This is a genomic window from Methylobacter psychrophilus (assembly GCF_025583945.1).
Taxonomy (GTDB): Bacteria; Pseudomonadota; Gammaproteobacteria; order Methylococcales; family Methylomonadaceae; genus Methylobacter_C; species Methylobacter_C psychrophilus.
On sequence record NZ_JAOEGU010000020.1, the window covers coordinates 1 to 21,569 of the forward strand.

Annotated in this window: 22 protein-coding genes; 13 read left to right on the forward strand and 9 right to left on the reverse strand. The window is 40.3% G+C overall.

The genetic code is table 11. The annotated features are described in order from the left end of the window. Positions 1-153: 153 nt before the first annotated feature. Positions 154-2,856 (reverse strand): CRISPR-associated helicase Cas3', encoded by a 2,703-nt coding sequence (gene cas3, locus N7974_RS10990; protein WP_262965661.1) that lies wholly within the window; start codon positions 2,854-2,856, stop codon positions 154-156. An 855-nt stretch (positions 2,857-3,711) separates the two neighbouring features. On the opposite strand from cas3, the gene pilB reads away from it, so the two are divergent. The 6 genes from pilB to yacG all read left to right on the forward strand — a co-directional run bounded on the left by pilB (position 3,712) and on the right by yacG (position 9,188). Beyond that, positions 3,712-5,424: a type IV-A pilus assembly ATPase PilB gene (gene pilB, locus N7974_RS10995; protein ID WP_262965662.1), complete on the forward strand. Its 1,713-nt coding sequence runs from the start codon at positions 3,712-3,714 to the stop codon at positions 5,422-5,424. 1 nt (position 5,425) lies between these two features. Next, on the forward strand, positions 5,426-6,646 hold the full coding sequence (locus tag N7974_RS11000) for a type II secretion system F family protein (protein WP_262965663.1): 1,221 nt from the start codon (positions 5,426-5,428) through the stop codon (positions 6,644-6,646). Between the two features lie 69 nt (positions 6,647-6,715). Then, positions 6,716-7,597, forward strand: a complete 882-nt coding sequence (locus tag N7974_RS11005) for a prepilin peptidase (protein WP_262965664.1) — start codon at positions 6,716-6,718, stop codon at positions 7,595-7,597. A 4-nt stretch (positions 7,598-7,601) separates the two neighbouring features. Next, positions 7,602-8,219 carry a dephospho-CoA kinase gene (coaE, locus tag N7974_RS11010; RefSeq protein WP_262965665.1) on the forward strand — a complete coding sequence of 206 codons (618 nt, stop codon included), beginning with the start codon at positions 7,602-7,604 and terminating at the stop codon, positions 8,217-8,219. After that, positions 8,212-8,982 carry a cell division protein ZapD gene (zapD, locus tag N7974_RS11015; protein WP_262965666.1) on the forward strand — a complete coding sequence of 257 codons (771 nt, stop codon included), beginning with the start codon at positions 8,212-8,214 and terminating at the stop codon, positions 8,980-8,982. The genes coaE and zapD overlap by 8 nt, the downstream gene beginning before the upstream one ends. Further along, on the forward strand, positions 8,982-9,188 hold the full coding sequence (gene yacG, locus N7974_RS11020; RefSeq protein WP_262965667.1) for a DNA gyrase inhibitor YacG: 207 nt from the start codon (positions 8,982-8,984) through the stop codon (positions 9,186-9,188). Before zapD ends, yacG begins: the two co-directional genes overlap by 1 nt. Positions 9,189-9,200: 12 nt before the next feature. On the opposite strand, the gene N7974_RS11025 is transcribed toward yacG, so the two are convergent. The 4 genes from N7974_RS11025 to N7974_RS11040 form a co-directional block, all read right to left on the reverse strand. After that, a complete protein-coding gene (locus tag N7974_RS11025) occupies positions 9,201-9,752 on the reverse strand; it encodes a hypothetical protein (protein WP_262965668.1) in 552 nt (183 codons plus the stop codon). Between the two features lie 3 nt (positions 9,753-9,755). Continuing rightward, positions 9,756-10,280, reverse strand: a complete 525-nt coding sequence (locus N7974_RS11030) for a hypothetical protein (RefSeq protein WP_262965669.1) — start codon at positions 10,278-10,280, stop codon at positions 9,756-9,758. Between the two features lie 306 nt (positions 10,281-10,586). Continuing rightward, positions 10,587-11,063, reverse strand: coding sequence for a peroxiredoxin (locus tag N7974_RS11035; RefSeq protein WP_262965670.1), 477 nt, complete (start codon positions 11,061-11,063; stop codon positions 10,587-10,589). An 8-nt stretch (positions 11,064-11,071) separates the two neighbouring features. Beyond that, positions 11,072-11,614, reverse strand: coding sequence for a glycine cleavage system protein R (locus N7974_RS11040; protein ID WP_262965671.1), 543 nt, complete (start codon positions 11,612-11,614; stop codon positions 11,072-11,074). Positions 11,615-11,781: 167 nt separating this feature from the next. Between N7974_RS11040 and N7974_RS11045 the strand changes: the two genes are divergently transcribed. Further along, entirely contained in the window at positions 11,782-13,353 is a 1,572-nt protein-coding gene (locus tag N7974_RS11045; RefSeq protein WP_262965672.1) for an SPOR domain-containing protein, read from the forward strand. Then, entirely contained in the window at positions 13,353-14,261 is a 909-nt protein-coding gene (locus N7974_RS11050; RefSeq protein WP_262965673.1) for a 5'-nucleotidase, read from the forward strand. The genes N7974_RS11045 and N7974_RS11050 overlap by 1 nt, the downstream gene beginning before the upstream one ends. A gap of 225 nt (positions 14,262-14,486) precedes the next feature. On the opposite strand, the gene N7974_RS11055 is transcribed toward N7974_RS11050, so the two are convergent. The 4 genes from N7974_RS11055 to grxC all read right to left on the reverse strand — a co-directional run bounded on the left by N7974_RS11055 (position 14,487) and on the right by grxC (position 16,696). Further along, entirely contained in the window at positions 14,487-14,792 is a 306-nt protein-coding gene (locus N7974_RS11055) for a hypothetical protein (protein WP_262965674.1), read from the reverse strand. Positions 14,793-15,268: 476 nt separating this feature from the next. Then, positions 15,269-15,868: an MBL fold metallo-hydrolase gene (locus N7974_RS11060; protein ID WP_262965675.1), complete on the reverse strand. Its 600-nt coding sequence runs from the start codon at positions 15,866-15,868 to the stop codon at positions 15,269-15,271. A 78-nt stretch (positions 15,869-15,946) separates the two neighbouring features. Next, a complete protein-coding gene (locus N7974_RS20760; protein ID WP_394813109.1) occupies positions 15,947-16,048 on the reverse strand; it encodes a DUF1289 domain-containing protein in 102 nt (33 codons plus the stop codon). Positions 16,049-16,438: 390 nt separating this feature from the next. After that, complete coding sequence (grxC, locus tag N7974_RS11070) at positions 16,439-16,696, reverse strand: glutaredoxin 3 (protein WP_262965677.1); 258 nt, start codon at positions 16,694-16,696, stop codon at positions 16,439-16,441. 129 nt (positions 16,697-16,825) lie between these two features. On the opposite strand from grxC, the gene gcvH reads away from it, so the two are divergent. The 5 genes from gcvH to parE all read left to right on the forward strand — a co-directional run bounded on the left by gcvH (position 16,826) and on the right by parE (position 21,453). After that, the gene (gene gcvH, locus N7974_RS11075) at positions 16,826-17,209 is read left to right on the forward strand and encodes a glycine cleavage system protein GcvH (protein ID WP_262965678.1); all 384 of its coding nucleotides are present in this window, start codon (positions 16,826-16,828) and stop codon (positions 17,207-17,209) included. Positions 17,210-17,278: 69 nt separating this feature from the next. Then, positions 17,279-17,638, forward strand: coding sequence for a diacylglycerol kinase (locus N7974_RS11080; protein ID WP_262965679.1), 360 nt, complete (start codon positions 17,279-17,281; stop codon positions 17,636-17,638). Between the two features lie 12 nt (positions 17,639-17,650). Next, on the forward strand, positions 17,651-18,583 hold the full coding sequence (locus N7974_RS11085; protein WP_262965680.1) for a carbohydrate kinase family protein: 933 nt from the start codon (positions 17,651-17,653) through the stop codon (positions 18,581-18,583). 15 nt (positions 18,584-18,598) lie between these two features. Next, a complete protein-coding gene (gene mazG, locus N7974_RS11090) occupies positions 18,599-19,399 on the forward strand; it encodes a nucleoside triphosphate pyrophosphohydrolase (RefSeq protein WP_262965681.1) in 801 nt (266 codons plus the stop codon). Between the two features lie 161 nt (positions 19,400-19,560). After that, a complete protein-coding gene (gene parE, locus N7974_RS11095) occupies positions 19,561-21,453 on the forward strand; it encodes a DNA topoisomerase IV subunit B (RefSeq protein WP_243218108.1) in 1,893 nt (630 codons plus the stop codon). Positions 21,454-21,569: the final 116 nt, after the last annotated feature.

Sequence of the window (21,569 nt, forward strand, 5' to 3'; positions counted from 1 at the left end):
GATGCAAAATTTTCAGGATTGCCAAAGATGTTTATCGGGGCAAACACAAGCATTACTCCTTGACATGGAATTTAGTGGCTGCTCTTGTTAACTTACGCTATGGCTGTATTTAGGAAAGATGTCTACTGTGTATAATTGCCAAAAAATCACTTGCTATCCTACAAATCCAAGCGAAGAGGAATAAATAACTTGTCCTTCCTCAAATGGCAATATCTCAACCCAGCGCAACGCTTTTTGCTCGGCTTTCAAGGTTTCGATCATAGCTTTTAGATTACCTGGTATTTGTGCCTGTGCTTTTTTCCATTCATGGCTCGGTAATTTAACGGTACTCAAAGCCCAAGCATAAGTTTCTGCTTTGGCATAGGGTTTTAGTTGACCATTTTCAACAATGGCCAACGCTACCGACATGGTTTCTTCTTCCGTTAAACGCGTCGGGATTTTGGTTTCTTCATCCCAATCGCCGCTGGAACGGGTATAGCCTTTGTTGAGTTTGAGCACGTTCAGATCGGCCATGCTTTTTTGCACCATGGCTTTACTTGTCGCCTGTATAGAACCGTCTAACAGTACATCCGGTATTTCCTCTTCGGCATCAAATGAATACACGCCTTCAATTAAATCCCTCGCATCATCAGGCATAGTAAATTGGCCTCGCCTAACCAAAAGTTTCGCCGTCAACCAAAGCTGACCGATATGCTGATAAACGGCCTGTGTTCCGGCGTAATCTGGTTTTAGCCAATTTATATCGGCGCCTTCTATCGGATCTGGTGAAAGCAGGTAAAGTATCGGCCTGCCTCGCAAGTCTTTAGCGCCTTCCTGCCTAATCCGGTTGCCTTGCTCATCCCGGATGTGACGCATTAATCTTCCGGCCCGCTGAATAATCAAGTCAATAGGTGCCAAATCAGTGATCATCACATCGAAATCCAAATCCAGCGATTGCTCAACTACTTGCGTGGCGATTAATACCTGACCTTTTCTATGTTCAGGGGTCGAGTTATCACCAAAGTATTCCAGCGTCCTGTTTTCAATTACTTGACGATCTATCATCGCAAAGCGACTGTGAAAAAGGCTTAATTGATCCGAAGCAATACCGGCATCCAATAAATCTTGGTATGACTGTCTGGCAGATTTTACCGTATTGCGTATCCAGCACACGCAGCGACCAGCGACAACAGTTAACTTAATTTGTGCAATAACTTCTTCTTCGTTATTCAAGCGTTGAATGTTGACGATACGTTTAACTGCTTCGCGGGTATCTATCGACTGTTCAATGGCTGTAGCCGGTGTATGTGTTGCTAAAGGATAAGGAGCAGGATAACTCAACGCTGGAGCATTTTGCCCCAGACCTTTATAAAAAGCGTTAACAAGCCCTTCACGCATGGTTTGCGGCAAGGTTGCCGATAATAAAATCACACTACCGCCTTGCCTGGCGTGAGCTTCAAGTAACGCATTCAGCAACTTTTGCATGTAACTGTCATAAGCATGGACTTCGTCAACCAGTAACACTTTACGACCCAGACCCAGCAAGCGTAGAGATTGATGGCGTGCGGGTAAAACGGCTAACAACGCCTGATCCAATGTACCAACACCCACATCGGCTAATAATGCTTTTTTTCGGCTGTCAGCCAGCCAAGCATTGCAATAGGCGGTCGCACTTAATTCCTGATCCTCCTCGTTTTGTCCACTCAGATAATCGCCATCTGTTATCGATTGCTTGGCTAAAACAACAGAATCCTGAAAAACTTGAGACAACTCACGCGCACCATGCGCCAAAATTAAAGACGGTTTACTGCCGGATTGATAAAATTGGTGATAAACATTGCTCAATCTTTTATACATGGCATTGGCAGTTGCCATGGTTGGTAAGGCAATATATAAACCATCCGCCAAGCCTTGTGCCATCAAACGCTGAGTTAAAATCAAAGCAGCTTCGGTTTTTCCGGCTCCAGTGACATCCTCCAAAATAAACAATTGCGGTTGCTCGGTGAGCGGTTCTTTAATGGCATATTCTTGCAACGGCGTCGGTTGCTGGATAAAAGGGAACAGTTTTTCAATAGTTTGAAATGCATTAACATCCGGGATTTTAGGTAATGCACCGATAGCCTCTTTTGCTTTTTCTAAAGCAATCTCATGCCAATACGTTTTTAATTCTTTAGGTTTATCGTAATAAATAAAATATTCCTGATTAGAACCCAACCAATCAGCTAACACAGCAACACCGGCCAATTGCCAGGATACCGGTTTCAGCCGTTTTTTAAGTGCCTTGTCCAACAGTGGTTGGAAGTCGAAATCTGCAAGAAAGAACTCAACTGAATCCTGAACAAATGCCATTGCGGCTTGTTCATCTACAACTTCAAAAAAATTCCGCGTTCGTAAATTCGTTTTGGGCGGCATACCGTGATGACCTGTTACTATTTCCAGCCAAGATTTGAGCTGGATCGGCCAGGCGTTACCAGCAGAATCAGTCGAATCACTGGCTAGTAATTGCTCATCAAGCTTGGTTTGCAGTATTTCTTGCCATAGACAAAAACCCAAACTATCGTGTCGTTCAGAATAAGACATTCTTGGATTAGCTTTTACTAAATCAACTGACAAATCCTGCCGTAGGCTTTGAAAAGCTTGAGAAAATTTACCCAAATCATGCAACGCCAAACAAAAAACAAAAAACTGTCTTAACCATTCGGGCTCTACTTTTAATTGCTTTGCTAATTGTTTGCAAAGTGGTTTGTCAGGCGCTAATAATTGCCACCCAACCGCAGCCACATCCAAACAATGATAAGGCAACAAATGGTAACTTGCGCCGCTGTCATTATCTAAACTGGCCTTGCCCCAATACTTGTAATACAACTTTTCCGTCATGTTTCTGCTCTAAAATTTGGTTTGATTATCGTATCAACTAACTATTTCATATCGTGAGGTTATCGCTTGTTTTTATTATTTTTTGTATAGCAGCTATTTTTCGCTGGCGATATCAAACCAATCCGGGTCAGATTAAAGCATTAATAATAATGCCTGCCACAAATTGAAGGTGCATAGATTTTTTGTTTAAAGCTGTTCAAGTTATGCGTGTTTCATACTTTAGCTTTACCTTAACCATATCACACAAAAAGAGTAATATTTGCATTATTTATATTTAATTTATCTTTTACAGCGAATTTATTAAAAACATCGCAATATCTTATACATTTGGGTGACCAAATTAAGACGAGGTAAAAAGCAAGACTTAATCGTTCGATCTAAGTTGATATAGAAAGGTGGATGAGAAAATCAAGAAAACCTTTAGCTCTTGTCTTTGCTTTTTTTCGTGGTTTTCGTGTGTTTCGTGGACAAAAAAAATCCGGTCGGGATTATTATTTATATGACTTTAGTGACGTGAATTAATCGTTTACTTTCTGAAAGTCGATATATTGGCATTTTTGACGCAAACATCTCTGATGAGAATGGAAAAGTAAAATTAGAATTGATTTTACCTCTGATAAATTCAACTCATAAAACACCATATCTTGATTGTAAGACAATCTTGTCAATAGTAGATGATGATAATTGCTGCTGATAGCCAATGCTGCATCAGTATTTAAAGTTATCAGATTATCTTGTATTTAGCCTATAAACAGTGATTCTCCGTTGTGTTACCGGCTAAAGTGTAATAAAATTTTTCAACTACACATAGAATCCTGTGCCTTGTTCTTATACCTCCAACCCGCAAATCATCATATGCCCAACGCACCCACAGATTTTCAGCTTAGTGGCTTTATAAAGTTCTTAATTCTGGAAGGTTTGCTAACGGAAAGTGAAGCCAAAATTCATATCCAGGAAGCACAAAAAAAAAACCTCACTTTATTAAGTTATCTTGTTGCAAGTCATCTTGTTGACAGTAAAGTAGTTGCAACAAAAGCCTCCATTGAATATGGGGTATCTTTTCTTGATCTCGATGCCCTTGATCTCCATAGCTTGCCAATAAGTTTAATCAACGAAAAACTGATCCGTAAACATCGCATTTTGCCTGTTTTTATCCGGGGAAAAACATTATTTATAGCCCAATCTGATCCCACCAACCTTCTGGCGTTGGATGAAATAAAATTTCAAAGCCGGCTACACCCAGAAACCATTCTGGTCGAAGAAAACAAGCTGGCCAAAGCTATTGAAATTGCCCTGGAAGTTGTTGATACCTCAATGACTGATCTTCTTGATGAAGATCTTGATAATCTTGATATTAGTGGCGGTGACCAAGAACCCACCAAAACTGATATCGACACCGATATTGATGACGCGCCGATTGTTAGATTTGTAAACAAAATTCTGTTGGATGCCATAAAAAAAGGCGCCTCAGATATACACATGGAACCTTATGAAAAAAACTTTCGTATTCGTTTTAGAGCCGATGGCATACTGTATCAGGTAGCCAGTCCGCCAACCAATATCGCCAGCCGAATAATATCCCGGGTTAAAGTAATGGCTAAAATGGATATTGCCGAACGTCGAGTACCGCAGGATGGGCGTATAAAAATGAACCTGTCCAAAAACCTTGCAATTGATTTTCGCGTTAATAGCTGTCCCACATTATTCGGCGAAAAAGTAGTCCTGCGTATCTTGGATCCTACCAGTGCCCAGATAGGTATCGAAAAACTGGGATTTGAGCCTGAACAAGAAAAGCTTTTTCTCCACGCCATTAACAAACCTTACGGCATGGTATTGGTTACAGGACCTACGGGTAGTGGTAAAACCGTGACGTTGTACACCGGTTTAAACCTACTTAATAGTATCGAACGTAATATCTGTACTGCTGAAGATCCCGTTGAAATTACTGTGGAAGGTATCAACCAAGTGAATATGAACATTAAGGCCGGCTTGACGTTTGCTAATGCCTTACGGGCTTTCTTGCGTCAAGATCCCGATATTATTATGGTTGGTGAAATTCGGGATTTGGAAACCGCTGATATTGCCGTAAAAGCCGCGCAAACCGGTCACTTGGTATTATCAACTTTGCATACCAATGATGCCCCGCAAACATTAAACCGACTCATGCAAATGGGCATTGAACCTTTTAATATAGTCTCTGCGGTTATTCTGATTATGGCTCAGCGTCTGGCGCGACGTCTATGTGAGTACTGCAAAATCCCTGCTGATTTTCCCGAGCATATTCTTGTCTCGGCGGGTTTTACCGAAGACGAATTAAAAACGCTTAAGATATATAGTTCTGTAGGTTGTGATCACTGTACCAATGGTTATAAAGGCCGGGTCGGTATTTATCAGGTAATGACCTTAAGTGAAAATATGCGCGCACTAATATTGGAAGGCGGCAATGCGATGCAATTAGCAGCGCAGGCAAAAGCCGAAGGCATCAATGATCTGCGTGCCTCGGGCTTAAATAAAGTCCGTATGGGTATCACCAGTCTTGAAGAAATTGATCGAGTAACCAAGGAGTAACATGGCAGATCCCACTGAACAACTTGATTTTATCTGGCAAGGTGTCGATAAAAACAGAAAAAAAACCAACGGAATTATCGCCGCTAAAAATGAGCTGATAGCCAAAACCGAATTACGACGACAAGGCTATCGCGTCACTAAAATCAAGAAAAAACCCAAGTCGTTTTTTAGCCCGCGCTTAAGAAAAATCACCCCCGCAGATATCGCCATTTTTGCCAGGCAATTAGCCACTATGCTGGGTGCCGGTATACCGCTGGTTCAATCCTTTGATATTGTCGGCAAAGGCCATGAAAACCCCAGCATGCAGAATATGCTGTTAAGCGTAAAAGCGGATATTGAAGCCGGTGATACCTTGGCGGAAGCGCTAAAGAAAAAACCCCTGTATTTTGATGAATTATTTTGTAATCTGGTCGATGCCGGCGAGCAAGCAGGGGTACTGGAAACACTACTGGATAAAATTGCGACTTACAAAGAAAAAACCGAGTCCATGAAGAAAAAAATCAAAAAAGCGCTGGGCTACCCTATTGCCGTCATCGTTGTCGCTTTTATTGTTACCGCTATTCTCCTGTTGTTTGTTGTACCTGTATTTGAAGACATGTTTAAGAGCTTTGGTGCCGATTTACCGGCTTTTACCCGTATGGTTGTCACTATGTCTCAATGGATGAAAGAATGGTGGTGGGTTTTACTTGGCATAATTATAATTGTTATTTATGTGTTTGGTTATTTTAAAAAACGCTCACGGCCCTTTAATCACTTTTTAGATAAGACATTACTAAAAATGCCCATAGTCGGTATGATTATCAACAAGTCCGCGATTGCCCGCTTTGCCAGAACCTTATCAACCATGTCAGCGGCAGGCGTGCCCTTGGTAGATGCGTTACAATCAGTCTCAGGCGCTTGCGGTAATATTATTTACGCCGAAGCAGTTTTAAAAATGCGCGAAGAAGTCGCAACCGGCCAGCGGCTACAGGTTGCCATGTTGCAAACCAATCTTTTTCCACATATGGTGCAACAGATGGTTGCTATCGGTGAAGAGTCCGGCTCAATGGATGCAATGCTGTCTAAAGTCGCTGATTTTTTCGAAGAAGAAGTGGATAATCTCGTCGACAACTTAAGCAGTTTAATGGAACCTATTATTATGGTTATTTTAGGCATTCTGATTGGTGGCTTGGTTGTCGCCATGTATTTACCCATTTTCAAAATGGGTGCGGCTGTCAGCTAAACCTCCCAAAATTTTCACAGTGTTTCATTTTATACCAAATACTTTTTGCACTCACTTTTTTAAAAAACCATGATACAGCAGTTGCATATTTTATTAACAACCCCTTATTTACTAATAACTTTGGCAGGCCTTATTGGTTTAATGGTTGGTAGCTTTCTCAATGTCGTTATTTATCGATTACCGGTAATGATGCAACAAAACTGGCGTAAGGAGTGCACTGAATATCTGCAATTAGACACTATCGAAACAGATACGCAGCAAGAACCCTTTAACCTGTCTTTGCCCTTATCACGCTGCCCTCATTGCAAAACACCTATCAAGCCTTACCAAAACATCCCCGTCATCAGTTACCTTTTTTTAAAGGGTCGCTGTGCAACTTGTAGCCAGCCAATTTCTTTACGCTATCCGCTTATAGAAGCGCTCACTGCCCTAACATCGGCCATAGTGGCCTGGCATTTTGGCTATTCTCCGCAAACTGTTTTTGCCCTGGTGCTGACCTGGTCGCTGATTGCACTCAGCTTTATTGATATAGACCACCAGTTATTACCCGATAACATAACACTGCCCGTACTTTGGCTGGGCTTGTTGTTGAGCCTGTTTGGTTTTTTTACTGACACGCATACCAGTATTATCGGTGCCATTGCCGGTTATACCAGCCTTTGGATTGTCTTTCATTTATTTAAACTGGCAACCGGCAAGGAAGGCATGGGCTTTGGTGACTTTAAATTACTGGCTTTATTTGGCGCGTGGCTGGGTTGGCAATATTTACCCCTTATTATTTTATTATCATCACTGGTAGGCGCAGTCATTGGCGTATCCCTGATTATTTTTGCCAAACGCGATCACACTATCCCTATTCCTTTTGGTCCTTATTTGGCAGTCGCCGGATGGCTGGCACTATTGTGGGGTAACGATATCAATCAGTTTTATTTAACAACGGCAGGTTTGTAAACCCATGCTCAAAATCGGCCTTACCGGCGGCATAGGTTGTGGCAAAAGTAGCGTCACCAAAATTTTTGAACAATTAAAAATACCGGTTATTGATGCGGATGAAATAGCGCATCAACTGGTTGCTATCGGGCAACCGGCATTAGCACAGATACAGCAGGAATATGGTGCAGACGTAATCAATGCAGACGGTTCGCTAAACAGAAAACAGCTGAAAGAACTCATTTTTTCAGATTGCAAAAAAAAGCAAAAACTGGAAGCTATTCTGCATCCATTAGTCTATCAAGCCATACAAGCAGAACTCAAACTAATAAAAGCACCCTACTGCATTATTTGTATCCCGTTATTATTCGAAACCAATATGGCTCATTTGGTCGACAGGGTACTGGTTGTCGACTGTCCGGTTAAAATCCAGATCGAACGCTTACAAAAACGCGATAATATGACGATAACAAGAATACAGTCCATTATTGACAGTCAGGTATCAAGCGATGTCAGAAAAGCACAAGCCAATGATCTGATTGATAACTCGAAAACCGACGATAGACTTGCAGAAGCCGTTAAAAAACTGCACAATTTCTATCTTTCATTAAGCAAATTCAAGGATAAAACTGCCTGTGAATAATACTATTACCTATGAATTTCCACTCAATGAACGAATCCGTGTTTTCATAAGGCTCGAACAACTATTTCAACAATTTATGCACTTTTCAGTAGGAGAATCTATTGCCGATAAACGTGCAGCAATAACCGTGCTACTTGATATCATGTCGATTTTCCGGCGTAACGATCTAAAATCAGAAATCATTAAGGAACTTGATCGTCAGGCAGCAGTGCTTAATAAAATCGCCAACAGTGAAGGCGTTGATAAGGAAAAATTGCAAGATATCCTTGACCAACTCGCCGGTATCAGTAAAAAACTTTATGCGATTACCGGAAAAATCGGTATCAATATTATGGAGAGTGATTTATTCCAAAGTATTAGCCAACGTAGCTCCATTCCCGGCGGCACCTGCTCTTTTGATTTACCGGAATACCATTACTGGCTGGAACAGGATGAAGCTACTCGGGTAAAAGACTTGCAACACTGGAGCAGTCCGTTTATTGATATTCATACAGCAATTGATTTTATCCTTAATTTCATACGTAACAGTCGATCTGCAAAACAGGAAGTCGCTGTTGCCGGTTTTTTCCAGGTTTCTCTGGATAAAAACCAACCTTTTCAGCTTATCAAGGTAAGCATGGATAAATCACTATCCTGTTTTGCTGAAATAAGTGGCGGCAAACATCGTTGTACCATCCGTTTTATGGAAGCATCTGTGGATGATAATCGCCCAAAACAAAGTATCCATGATATTCCCTTTACGCTAACTTGCTGTTTATTCTAATGTCCTCAACCAGTAAACCAATCACTGTAAAATGCCCCAATTGCAAGCGCCCCGTTGCCTGGATACCTGAGGAGAAATTTAAACCTTTTTGCTGTGAACGTTGCAAATTAATCGACTTGGGTGAGTGGGCCATGGAAGAAAAAATAATTCCTGGCGAATCACTGGAGTTGGAAAACGATGAAGGAGAAGATTCGTTTTTCCAATAAAGATGAACCGGGTTAACGGTTTAACCGACTACCTTTTTGTTGAATCAGGCTTAGCGTTCTTTCCGGCAACTTTTCAGTAGTTGTGCCCTCAAGGTGCAGACGCGCATCTTCATGTACCGTGGTCATAAAGTTAATCAACTGTAACTCGTGGTGCATTTTTTGTTCAAAATCTTCCGCTTCCCACATCTGGTTTAATAGTTGTTTGGCATGATGATGAATGGTGAAAGCAACCGCTTCGGGCAGATGAGTATAACTTATCTTTATTGATTGTTTGAGCTGATCCAATGATATCAAGTACTGTTTATAGTCCTTGATATCCTGCTTACACTTGGTCTTAAGCATGGATAATTCAGTCGCATTTTTAGTTTGCAGCAAGATAATTTCATGCGCCAACTGAACACTTTTCTTTTTTAATTCCGCTTCCAGTGCTTTCTGTGCGATTACTTTGGTGTGTTTGAGTTTAATCTGTTGATCCAGGTTGCTTGCTTGCCATTGCAGATTTTCATCTTTAACAGAATGAAAAAGCTTGATCAAGGTGAAAACCCGATTTTTTAAAGTTGTCATTGCCTAAATAAAAGTGGCTATTTTTTGCTGTAATTTCACTAAAGACTCAATATCTTGTTGATTGCGATACCGGAAATTTTCTTGTTGTAATTGCAGATAAGTTGTTTTTGATAGCTGATGTTTAATCAACTGCAAGTCTTTATTGATGGCTTTGGATAAAGCGTCTATATGTTGACGATTATTAGCCGTTAACAATTGCTTTCTTTTTGTTTCATTAAAATAATTGATTTGTGTTGCTCTAAAAAAAAACAACTGCTTGAAGCGATCCTGTTGGGATTGAATAAATAATAACTGCCGCTGCAAGCGTTGTGTAGCGGAAAAGTATTCAAAACAGGCGGTGATAATCAGCTTAATTATAACCAATAATCCCGTTATTATTAATAAAGCAATCGCAGTTAACAGTACAGCCAAACCCAATTGAGTAATTAGCTCAGGTAACACCGGCATATCCAGCGCTAACAACAGGTCTGCCGATATCAATACAGCAAAAGCAAAGAACAGTAATAATAGGGCAATTCTAATAATCAAAATGGCAACTGACGTTTTTAATATTACTGGACGGTTGTACCAACTTCTTATCAAAAGCCTTAACAACTAAGACTTATAAGCCCTTAAATAGCCTCATTTATCAGCAATTTTGACTGTTTATAATACTTTAAGAGCATCCTTCATAGAAGCCCCAAAGTAGTTGACACGTTTTTTAGCATAAAAAATGCTAATAATCTTTATAGGTCAGGTTAACGACAGCGTAACCCGACACAGATTTTTGATTTTTCGGGACGCCTGTCGCTAACCTGACCTACGCGACTTTAAGAAGCTATCAGGCGCCTATAATCAGACTTTGGAAGCTTCAGTTAAAGCGGCTAAAATGTCTTCACTATGGTTTTTGACTTTTACTTTACGCCATTCACGAATCAGTATGCCCTGAGGGTCAATGAGAAAAGTACTGCGCTCGATACCTCGAACCTGTTTGCCATACATATTTTTCATTTTTATAACATCAAATAACTCGCACAGCTTTTCATCCTTATCTGACAATAAGTCAAAGGAAAATTCCTGCTTGGCTTTAAAACCTTCATGGATGCGAACACTATCACGGGAGACACCAAGTATAACGGTATTTAATGCCGTAAATTTTTCAATATTATCCCGAAAACTCTGACCTTCCTGAGTACAGCCTGGCGTATTGTCTTTGGGGTAAAAATAAATAACGACAAACTGACCTCGATAATCAGTCAGTTTAATGGTTTTATTACCGGTAGAAATCGCCTCAAAATCAGGCATAACCGTACCGATACTAATCTGGCTCATAATAACTCCTAGCGTTTTATAGGCTCAAGAATTGCGTCTATGTTTAAATGATCGCAAAAATCCAAAAACTCTTCCCGTAATGACAAGAGAGGCAGTTGCTGTGGAATTAAAACAATAAATTTGGTTGAAAATACTGCTGACTGAATATAAGGAGCCTGATATGAACTACCTGTTATTTCTTCAATACTTATATCACGATCAAACAGAAATGAAGTAATCGATTCTACGACGCTATCCTTATCCAGAGAGATAGTTTCTAATGAGTAAGGTATACAGTCTTTACCTTTATCTTTATCCTTATCCTTATCTTTTTGATCGGGACGTAAAGTATGGACTTTTATTTCCAGACGCTTTTGGATGCTATCCAGCGTATTTTCAAACTTGGCAATTTGATTCCAGTTACCTTGAATAAGCAAGTAAGCGGCAACAGATTGACCTAGATGCGAGGATCTTATTTCTAAAATATTACAGTTGCAATCACGAACAACGGGTAGTATTTCTCCAATAAAATTAATGTGATTGTTACCTAAAACAGTAATAGCTAGTTGCATTGTATTTTTTTAAAAAAGTTTTTTTGAAAGTTTAGCATTAAATACCTAAAACTTATGCGAACATTAAATTTTATTGGTATTAAAATAAAAGAATATATTCAAAATATCAATAAAAAGCCACAAATTCAGTTTTATGGTTATTTTTCACCTTAACCAAGTACTCAACTATGACAAAAAAACAAAAACACAGAAGGAATAGCTTTTCCGCTGACATCAATACAGGGGAAGACAATTTTATCTTGGTTGATTTGGATGTTATGTCGGACAAAGAATACCCTTCTCCCGTCCATTTAAATAATTTTTCTGATGATGAAGAAATTATTAATCGATTACTTATCAGACCGGATTTTGAAACCTATGACGAGCTGAAAGGAAATTACAGAAATTTGGATAATTGGGCAGCAGAGGAGTTACATTTAGCGGATAATTTCTCGGCTTCAGGGATGGGCTCCAAAGCCGATTTGGATGCCATTGACAGATTACTTGTTGACACCGGTTTTGACGTAAATCAACGGGCAGAAAAAAATAAGGAAGCCGATGCCAAGGTCATTGATGACATAGACTTGGTTGATGATTTCTCAAATGTTGATCAGTTTGTTATTAAGCCTTTTGAGCCAACAGAACAAACCCTGTTAGAAGCAAATAAACACTCAACCTCAGGCTTTGATGAACCAGCGACTAAAAACACTGATGACAATGAAATTCAAGATGCACGGGTAATTGATGGAATTAATCAGGCTGATGAGCTTACTGTGTCTTTTAAAGAACAAAATACCGTTCTGACTGAAAAAAATATTTTCAATGCAAAGAACTCCGATAAAGCCCTGGACAACAGCAATTTGACTAAAGAAATAAAGCCTGAAACCATCAGCCAGGCGCAAGCAGATACCCAAACAATTTATCGAAAAGAAGCCGTTAATAACGATACTGAAGCAACACCATTCAATAGCTTTAAAACTGAACAGAACACGATTAAAAAGCAGCAAAATGCTCCTGTAGATAAAATCAAGAAAACCAATATTATCACTTACACTGCGCTGGGTTTGGCTATTGTAGCTTTATTAGCTTCAGTAGTTATAGCCATCATCATTACTAATATCCAAACTAAAGTATCAAAACTGACTGATATGGTGTCTATTATTGAAGAAGATATAGGCGGCAGAAGTACTGAAAAAAATACTGACATGGACATTAACAGTAGCGATATATCCATTGAACAGTTAAATCAAAAGATCAATGGACTTACCCGGCGTTTTACAGAAATCATCAATTTAGAAACCCGGACATCTGAACTGGAAAAAAAAGTAACCTTACAAAAACATATTATTGGCCAATCGCAAGCATCACTGGAACAGTCAAAAAATAACACCATAGCGATTGCTAATATTAACAAGTCAATTGATAAACAAAATACCAATACCTCAAATTTGGCAGCAAAAAAATCAATAAACGCATCAGTTAAACCAACCTCCTCAGAAAAAAAAACACACAATACCAAAGCAGCTTCAGGTTGGTCAGTTAATCTAAGCGCCTATAAAAAACAGAGTGATGCTAAAAGGAAAGCTAACCAACTCATCCAAAAAGGTATTCCTGTTAAAGTAATAGCGGTTGATATGAATAATACCAAATGGTATCGACTTAAACTGGGTAGTTTTAAAAATAAAACGAACGCAGACGCTTATGCTGCCAGAATAAAAAAATCGCATCATTTGAACAACATTTCTGTCGAAAATAAGTAATGTCAATAAAAAAACAAAAACTGGTCGTAGCCGTTTCATCCAGGGCTTTATTTAACCTGGATGATTCACATACGATATTTGAAACGCAGGGTAAAGAAGCTTTTTGTCGCTATCAAATAAAGCATGAAGATGAAGTACTGGCTCCAGGATACGGATTTTCTTTAGTTAAAAAACTACTGGCTATCAATACCAGTTGCCCGGATGATCCCCTTGTTGAAATAATCCTGTTGTCCCAAAATAGTGCCGATACAGGCTTGAGAATTTTTAATTCCATTGCCCATCATAAATTAAATATTACCCGTGCAGCATTTACCAGTGGTTCATCACCTTACCACTATATGGCTGCATTTGGAGCGCATTTGTTTTTGTCTGCAAATGCTGACGATGTTGTCAAGACACTGGATGCGGGCTTTGCTGCGGCGACAATCTTATGTGGCTCGTCATTAACCAACTCTTCAAGTCAGTTACGTATAGCATTTGACGGGGATTCGGTATTATTTTCAGATGCGTCAGAGCGTATTTATCAACAGCGAGGTTTGGCTGTATTTGCTGAAAATGAACGTCATGAAGCAAAAAAACCGTTACCTGGCGGCCCTTTCAAGGATTTTCTCAAGGCATTGCATCATATTCAATCCCGATTTGATTCTGAATCTCCTATTAGAACGGCGCTGGTTACTGCACGCTCTGCCCCTGCTCATGAAAGAGTGGTAAGAACATTAAGAGCATGGGAAATTCGTATTGATGAAGCGCTTTTTTTGGGAGGGATGTCTAAAGGTGATTTTTTAAAAGCATTTGGTGCGGATATTTTCTTTGATGATCAAAGGGGGCACTGTAATTCTGCTGCTCAACATGTCGCGACAGCTCATGTACCGCATGGCATTAGTAACGAGAAAGCACTAAAAGATTAGCCTGAAAAATCAGTTAAAAAAAACTGTATCCAGAAAATTTGTCACCATTCAACGATTAAAAAATGGAGATTGATGTGCTACAGATTATAAAATGACTTTTTGGGGATTTGCCAGTCTGTACAGTAACAGATGCCGCTAGTAAAGATTCCTGATGGAATGAGTTCTTTAAATTTAAGCGACAAAACCGTGGCATTTCTTTGATATAAGCGGGATTTCAATAACCCGCTATTTCAAATCCATTAAGTAGATATCTTCAATTAACCTTGCTTCCCCCTGAGTAAGAAAAATAGACGTTTTTTTTTTACTCAGGTCAGGTTCTGTGACTAATGGCGCTCGACGATCAGACAAGTGTCTATTATCAATAAGCTTTTCTACTTTACGGCGATTAAAATCGGGACAATCCACTTTATTATTGTTTATAGTAGCCAACCATTCAGATGAACCAAATTCATGGGTAATTTTACGTCGTTCGTCCAATTTACAAGTTATAAATAACCTTCGCGGACTTTTCCTTAAATCAATTATATACACTTTTTATCCTTCTAATTCTAAAATGGCCGATTAATTGACACATCAACTGAATAATAGAAGATGTTTTCATAAAATTCAAAATCAAAAAAATCATTAGTTATCACTCGATGTTCAAGTTTTTTTAGCTTGACTGGGACGAACCCAGATAAATCAAGGTGTTTTCATCAATAGACTCAAGTGCCACATGATTTCAATCATGGCTGTAAGGCTTGATTCAATGGGCTTCTCTAAAATCAAGAATTAAAAACTTGAACATCGAGTTATCAAACTTTATTAGCTCAATGTCGGTGAACTGTTGTCTCAAGTCCTAAAACGATATCCGGATTAAATCAACGACGCTGCCGGTGTTGGTTAAGCGTTAATAAGTTGGTTTATAACATATCTTTTATATGGCTATATTGAGGCTTTCCAAGGCAGTTTGCAGGTTTTACGTACTCGGTATAAAAAGCCTGCAAACCGGCTTGGTTAGCTACTAATTAAAGCGATTTTGCCAAGCGATGCAACGCTTCGCTACCATGATTAAATACTGGCCAGCCATCACCCGTTAAAACTGCTTTAATGCCGGGTAAGTCCGCAATACGTTTAACCGATTGAATTGCCTTGTGTGCATCAGCCAGTTTTGTTTCCGGCAGCATACATAATTCACCGGCAATTTGACAGCGAATTAAATCACCAGTTATCAAGGTAGTGTGTTCCAAAAGTAACGCAAGTTCTCCCGGCGTTTTGGATCCTTCCAGTTGATAAGCGATCAACCCCGGAACGACTTCTTCATTATCATGCAACCAGCGTTCACAGGAAACAGGAAAGGTATCTTCTTCACCTGCCGGACCATAAATCGGCGCACCGGTACTACCGGCAATATTTTCAGCATCACGGCAATGATCGCTATTGGTAATAACGATGAAATTGACACCACCCAAACGTTGTAGATGACTATGATCATGTTCTGACATAGGCAAAGGATCTATTAAGACATTACCGCCGTCACGTACCCAAAGCACACTATGAAAATCCAGATTACGTTCCTTATTAAACTCTGACCAGCCAAATAAATCTTTTCTATGCAATTGTTTCATTTAAGGTATCCTCAATTAATTTGTGCATGCACTATTTTTTTCGACAAGATAAGTGTTCAATATTCGTTTATTATGGGTTTACCGTTGACGACTTTCAACATTGTCCATAAAGTGACGACGTGTTTTTTCATCAACTTGAGTCCAGCGGATAATTTCATTAAGAGAACGAAAACATCCCATACAGATATCCTCATCATTCAAACAACATTTCCTGATACAAGGTGAAGATATAAGAGTCTGAGTCGGGTTCATTAATAATATTTATTGTTGGTCAGGTAGGAATTTTCACCCAATTTACTTACTGATCAATACAGGATAAATTGAAATAATTACCTTATAAATTATATAGTTAGCTTTACGTTAGGTTACGTTACACAATAATATTTTTATTGCTATCGTGTAATGCCTTCTTTTACCAATAAGCGTAACACGTCCGGGCATAACTATTGAATAATAATCAAGCTTGCTTTTAAAAACCTTAATGCATTCAAAACAAGTCAATTATTACCTGGTAAAAAGTCACGACTTCCGAATCTGTTTAATCGAACCGCTATTGGGGATTACCTGACGCTAAGCAAGCTTGAGCAAAGTATCCAGTTTTTTTTGCTGTTCCAATGCATGTAAGTCGTCAAATCCGCCAACATGAAGATCGCCAATATAAATTTGCGGTACGGTTCGACGCTTTGTTTTACGCATCATTTCTTCTCTCATCCCCGCTTGTGCATCTACATTAATCTCGGTATAAGAAACCCCTTTTTTGTCAAGTAGACGTTTGGCCATAATGCAGTAAGGGCAAATATTGGTTGTATAGATCAGTATCTCAGGCATGTTTTAATGATGTTTGTTAATATAGTGCACCAAGGTTAACGATTAAATGTTAAAGAGTCAAAAATAGCCTTTAATACAGCACCGAGATCCTTTAACTTTGCACTTTATTAATTTTTGAGAGAGTCAACCATGAATCATTTACCGGAAAACTTAAAATATGCGCTGTCACACGAATGGGCGCATGTCGAGGATGATAATGTTGTTCGTGTAGGCATCACTGATTTTGCCCAAGAACAATTAGGCGATTTGGTTTTTATAGAATTGCCTGAATTAGGGCGCAAAATTACAGCGCAAGAGCAATGTGCGGTGGTTGAATCGGTTAAAACAGCATCAGATTTATTCAGTCCGGTTTCCGGGGAAATTGTTGCAGTCAATTCAACCCTTGAGGATGAACCTGAGCAGGTCAATGAGAACCCCTATGGAGCATGGATTTTTTGTGTTAAAACAACAGATTTATCAGGTTTGGATAAGTTAATGGATGCAGATGCGTACCAACTGGTCATTGACCAATAAGACAATATCAACTTTTTATAATTAACTTGGGTACAATTCACTTCTTTTACATGGATAATTACTGACACAATGGCAAATCCAAATGCAAAAGGCGTTAAGCGCCTTATTAACGCGTGTTTCTTTTCTGTTGCCGGATTTAAAGCAACGTGGACTTATGAAGAAGCCTTTAGACAAGAAGTTATTCTCTTTGTGGTGACTACTCCACTGGCAATCTGGTTGGGACAAAGCAATATTGAAAAACTGCTGTTAATCGGCAGCATCGTTTTGGTTATGCTGGTTGAATTATTAAATTCAGCAGTAGAAGCTGTGGTTGACCGGGTAGGTCTTGAACATCATGAATTATCCGGTAGAGCCAAAGATATAGGTTCTGCAGCAGTAATGATGTCTTTAGTCTGGGCAGCAGTCACCTGGGCATTAATTTTACTTTAAAGAGGAATACCAATGAGTGCATTAATATGCGGATCTATGGCTTATGACACCATCATGGTATTTCATGATAAATTTAAAAACCATATCTTGCCGGAAAAAGTTCATATTCTGAACGTATCATTTTTAGTGCCCGTCATGCGCCGTGAATATGGCGGCTGTGCGGGCAATATTGCCTACAATTTAAATTTGTTGGGTGAAGAAGCCTTGGCAATGGCTACCGTGGGACATGATTTTGAACCCTACAGCCAATGGATGAGCCAGAACGGTTTATCCAGTGAGTTTATTCATATTATGGATAATAACTATACCGGCCAAGCTTATATCACTACTGACGAAGATGGCAATCAGATTACCGCATTCCATCCTGGAGCAATGAGCTTTTCTCATATCAACTCGGTTCCTGTCGACAGAGCTATCGAGATAGGTATCGTATCACCGGACGGCAAAGAAGGTATGCTGCTACATGCCGACCAGTTTGTTGAGTTGGATATCCCCTTTATATTTGATCCCGGTCAAGGCATGCCCCTGTTTAATGGCGCAGAATTGCTTAAATTTATTGATCAGGCAACCTGGGTGACTTTAAATGATTATGAATCCGAGTTAATGCAGGAACGCACCGGATTATCCTTGGAGCAAATGGCAGAACGACTGGAAGCGTTGATTGTTACTCTGGGCAGTAAAGGTTCAAAAATTTATACCAAAGGCCAGTGCATCACTATTCCCGCGGCAAAACCCTTAGCACTGCTTGATCCTACCGGCTGCGGCGATGCTTATCGTGCAGGCTTGCTTTATGGCTTGATGAATGAACTGGACTGGGACACTACCGGCAGAATCGCGTCATTGATGGGGGCCATTAAAATAGAACATCACGGTACCCAAAACCATACGCTAGACATGATAGAGTTCAAGCAGCGCTATCATGAAAATTTTGGTTGTTCGTTTTAATAATCCGAGCTTTTAATGTTAAAAAATACCCAACAACTAATAGACCTTATGGCTCGCCTGCGTCGTCCGGAAGATGGCTGTGCCTGGGATATTAAACAGGACTTCACCAGCCTTATTCCTTACGTTATTGAAGAAGCCTACGAGGTCGTTGATGCCATTGAACGTAATGATTTGGATGATTTACGCTCGGAATTAGGCGACCTTTTGCTACAGGTTGTTTTTCATTCCCAGATTGCCAATGAGCGTGGCTTGTTTTCTTTTGAAGAGGTATCGGCTGGTATCTGTGAAAAATTGATCCGCAGACATCCCCATGTTTTTTCTGATGCGGTTTTTAACACGGATGCCGAGCGACACCAAGCTTGGGAACAAGCCAAAGCCATCGAGCGACAAGAGAAAAATAAAACAGCAACACCGGATAGCGTTTTATCGGGTGTCGCTGGCAACCTTCCTGCGTTGATTGAGTGTGAAAAAATTCAGGATCGTGCTGCACAGCACGGTTTTGACTGGCCCGATGTTCCACCTGTTTTTGCCAAAGTATTGGAAGAACTGGAAGAAGTCAAAGAAGCTTGGGAGTCCGGTGATCAGGCACATATACAGGAAGAGATTGGTGATTTATTACTGGTTGCCGTAAACCTGGCACGGCATTTAAATGTCAATCCTGAAATTGCCCTTAAAGAAAGTACCAAAAAATTCTCCAGACGCTTTAACTATATTGAGCAACAGGTTGAAGCATCCGGGCGAAGTTTGCTCGATTGTGAGCTGATGGAATTGGATGCTTTCTGGAATGAGGCAAAGTTGGTTTTAAAAAAGAAATAAAGGCAATCACCACGAAGACACGAATAGCACGAAGGTTTTTCTTTGTGTCTTCGTATTTAAATAGTCAGGCTTTATGGTTTATGTTGATGGCATCGATACAATAACAGACGCTTTTAGTAACAAACTTTGTAGATAAATTGGATTAAGAGTACTTAGGAATAATGAGTAACGAATATAATGCGGCCGCGATAGAAGTTTTAAGCGGATTGGATCCGGTTCGAAAACGTCCCGGCATGTACACGGATACCACCAGGCCCAACCACTTGGTACAGGAAGTCGTTGATAACAGTGTTGATGAAGCGATGGCCGGTTACGCCAAAGCTATTGATGTGGTTTTGTATAAAGACGGTTCAGTACTGGTCAGTGATGATGGTCGTGGGATGCCGGTTGATATTCATCCCGAGCAAGGCATCCCGGGGGTTGAAGTGATTCTTACCCAGTTACATGCCGGTGGCAAATTTTCCAATAAAAACTACCAGTTTTCTGGTGGCTTGCACGGTGTCGGCGTATCGGTTGTTAATGCGTTATCAGCGAAACTTGATATTGAAGTCAAGCGTAATGGTAAAGTTTATGGCATGAGCTATGCCGATGGTGAAAAGCAAACTGAATTAGCGGAAATCGGCACAGTAGGTCGCAATAACACGGGAACAACAGTTAAATTCTGGCCGAATGAAAAATACTTTGATTCCAATAAAATATCCGTTACCAAATTAAAGCACGTTTTACGCGCCAAAGCCGTTTTGTGTCCCGGCTTAAAAATAACCTTAAAGGTTGAGCAAAGCGACGAAGATTACGTTTGGTGTTACCAGAATGGTCTTAAAGAGTACTTACTGGATCGGATAGGCGACATTGACTTTTGCCCGGAACAGCCGTTTATGGGTAATATGGCTGCAAATCATGAGGCTGTCGAATGGGGTATCGTCTGGGCGCTTGAAAATCCGGCTGAAATACTTAACGAAAGTTACGTTAATCTGGTGCCGACCGCGCAAGGTGGGACCCATGTTAACGGTTTGCGTGCAGGTTTGACCGAAGCCATGCGTGAATTTTGTAATATACGTAATATATTGCCACGTGGCGTTAAAGTCGCACCGGAAGATGTATGGGAAAACTGCCATTTTGTCTTGTCCGTTAAATTGGAAGATCCCCAGTTTTCCGGCCAAACCAAAGAGCGGCTCAGTTCACGCGAATGTGTGGCGTTTGTTTCGGGTGTTGCTAAAGACAACTTTAGTCTTTGGTTAAATCAAAACCCGGCGGAAGGCGAAAAAATAGCTGAAATTATTATTTTTAGCGCCCAAAAAAGATTGCGATCCAATAAAAAAATTATCCGTAAAAGAATCACCTCAGGCCCTGCCCTACCAGGAAAGCTGGCAGATTGCTCCGCTCAGGACATAACCAGAACGGAATTATTTCTGGTGGAAGGTGACTCTGCGGGTGGTTCAGCCAAACAAGCCCGTGAACGTGACTTTCAGGCCATTATGCCGTTGCGGGGCAAGATTCTTAATACCTGGGAAGTGGAATCCAGTCAGGTAATGGCTTCACAGGAAGTACATGATATTGCTGTTGCTTTAGGCATAGAGCCAGGCTCCAGTGATTTGCAGAACCTGCGCTACGGTAAAGTCTGTATTTTGGCGGATGCTGATTCTGACGGTAATCACATTGCGACGTTAATCTGTGCCTTGTTTTATCAACACTTTAATGCGTTGGTTAAAGAGGGTCATGTATTTGTAGCGATGCCCCCCTTATACCGAATTGATGTGGGTAAACGCGTCTTTTATGCCTTGGATGAAGCAGAACGCCAAGGTGTTTTGGATAGAATTAAAGCCGAAAAACTCAAAGGGCAAATCAACGTGCAGCGCTTCAAAGGCTTGGGAGAAATGAACCCCAGTCAGCTTCGGGAAACCACCATGAATCCCGATACCCGAAGACTGGTGCAATTAACCATTACTGAAGACGACGATACCAGCGGACAACTGGATTTATTACTGGCCAAGAAACGTTCACAAGACCGAAAAATATGGCTGGAAACCAGAGGAAACCTGGCCGATATAGCTTGAAAAATCGCCTGATTGATAAGGACATCGGCCAGCGACGTCATAATGGCATCAACAAGGATAGATATTTGCTCCAGCAGTATTTATCCTTGCTGTCATTGAAAGTAAACGAAAATTCT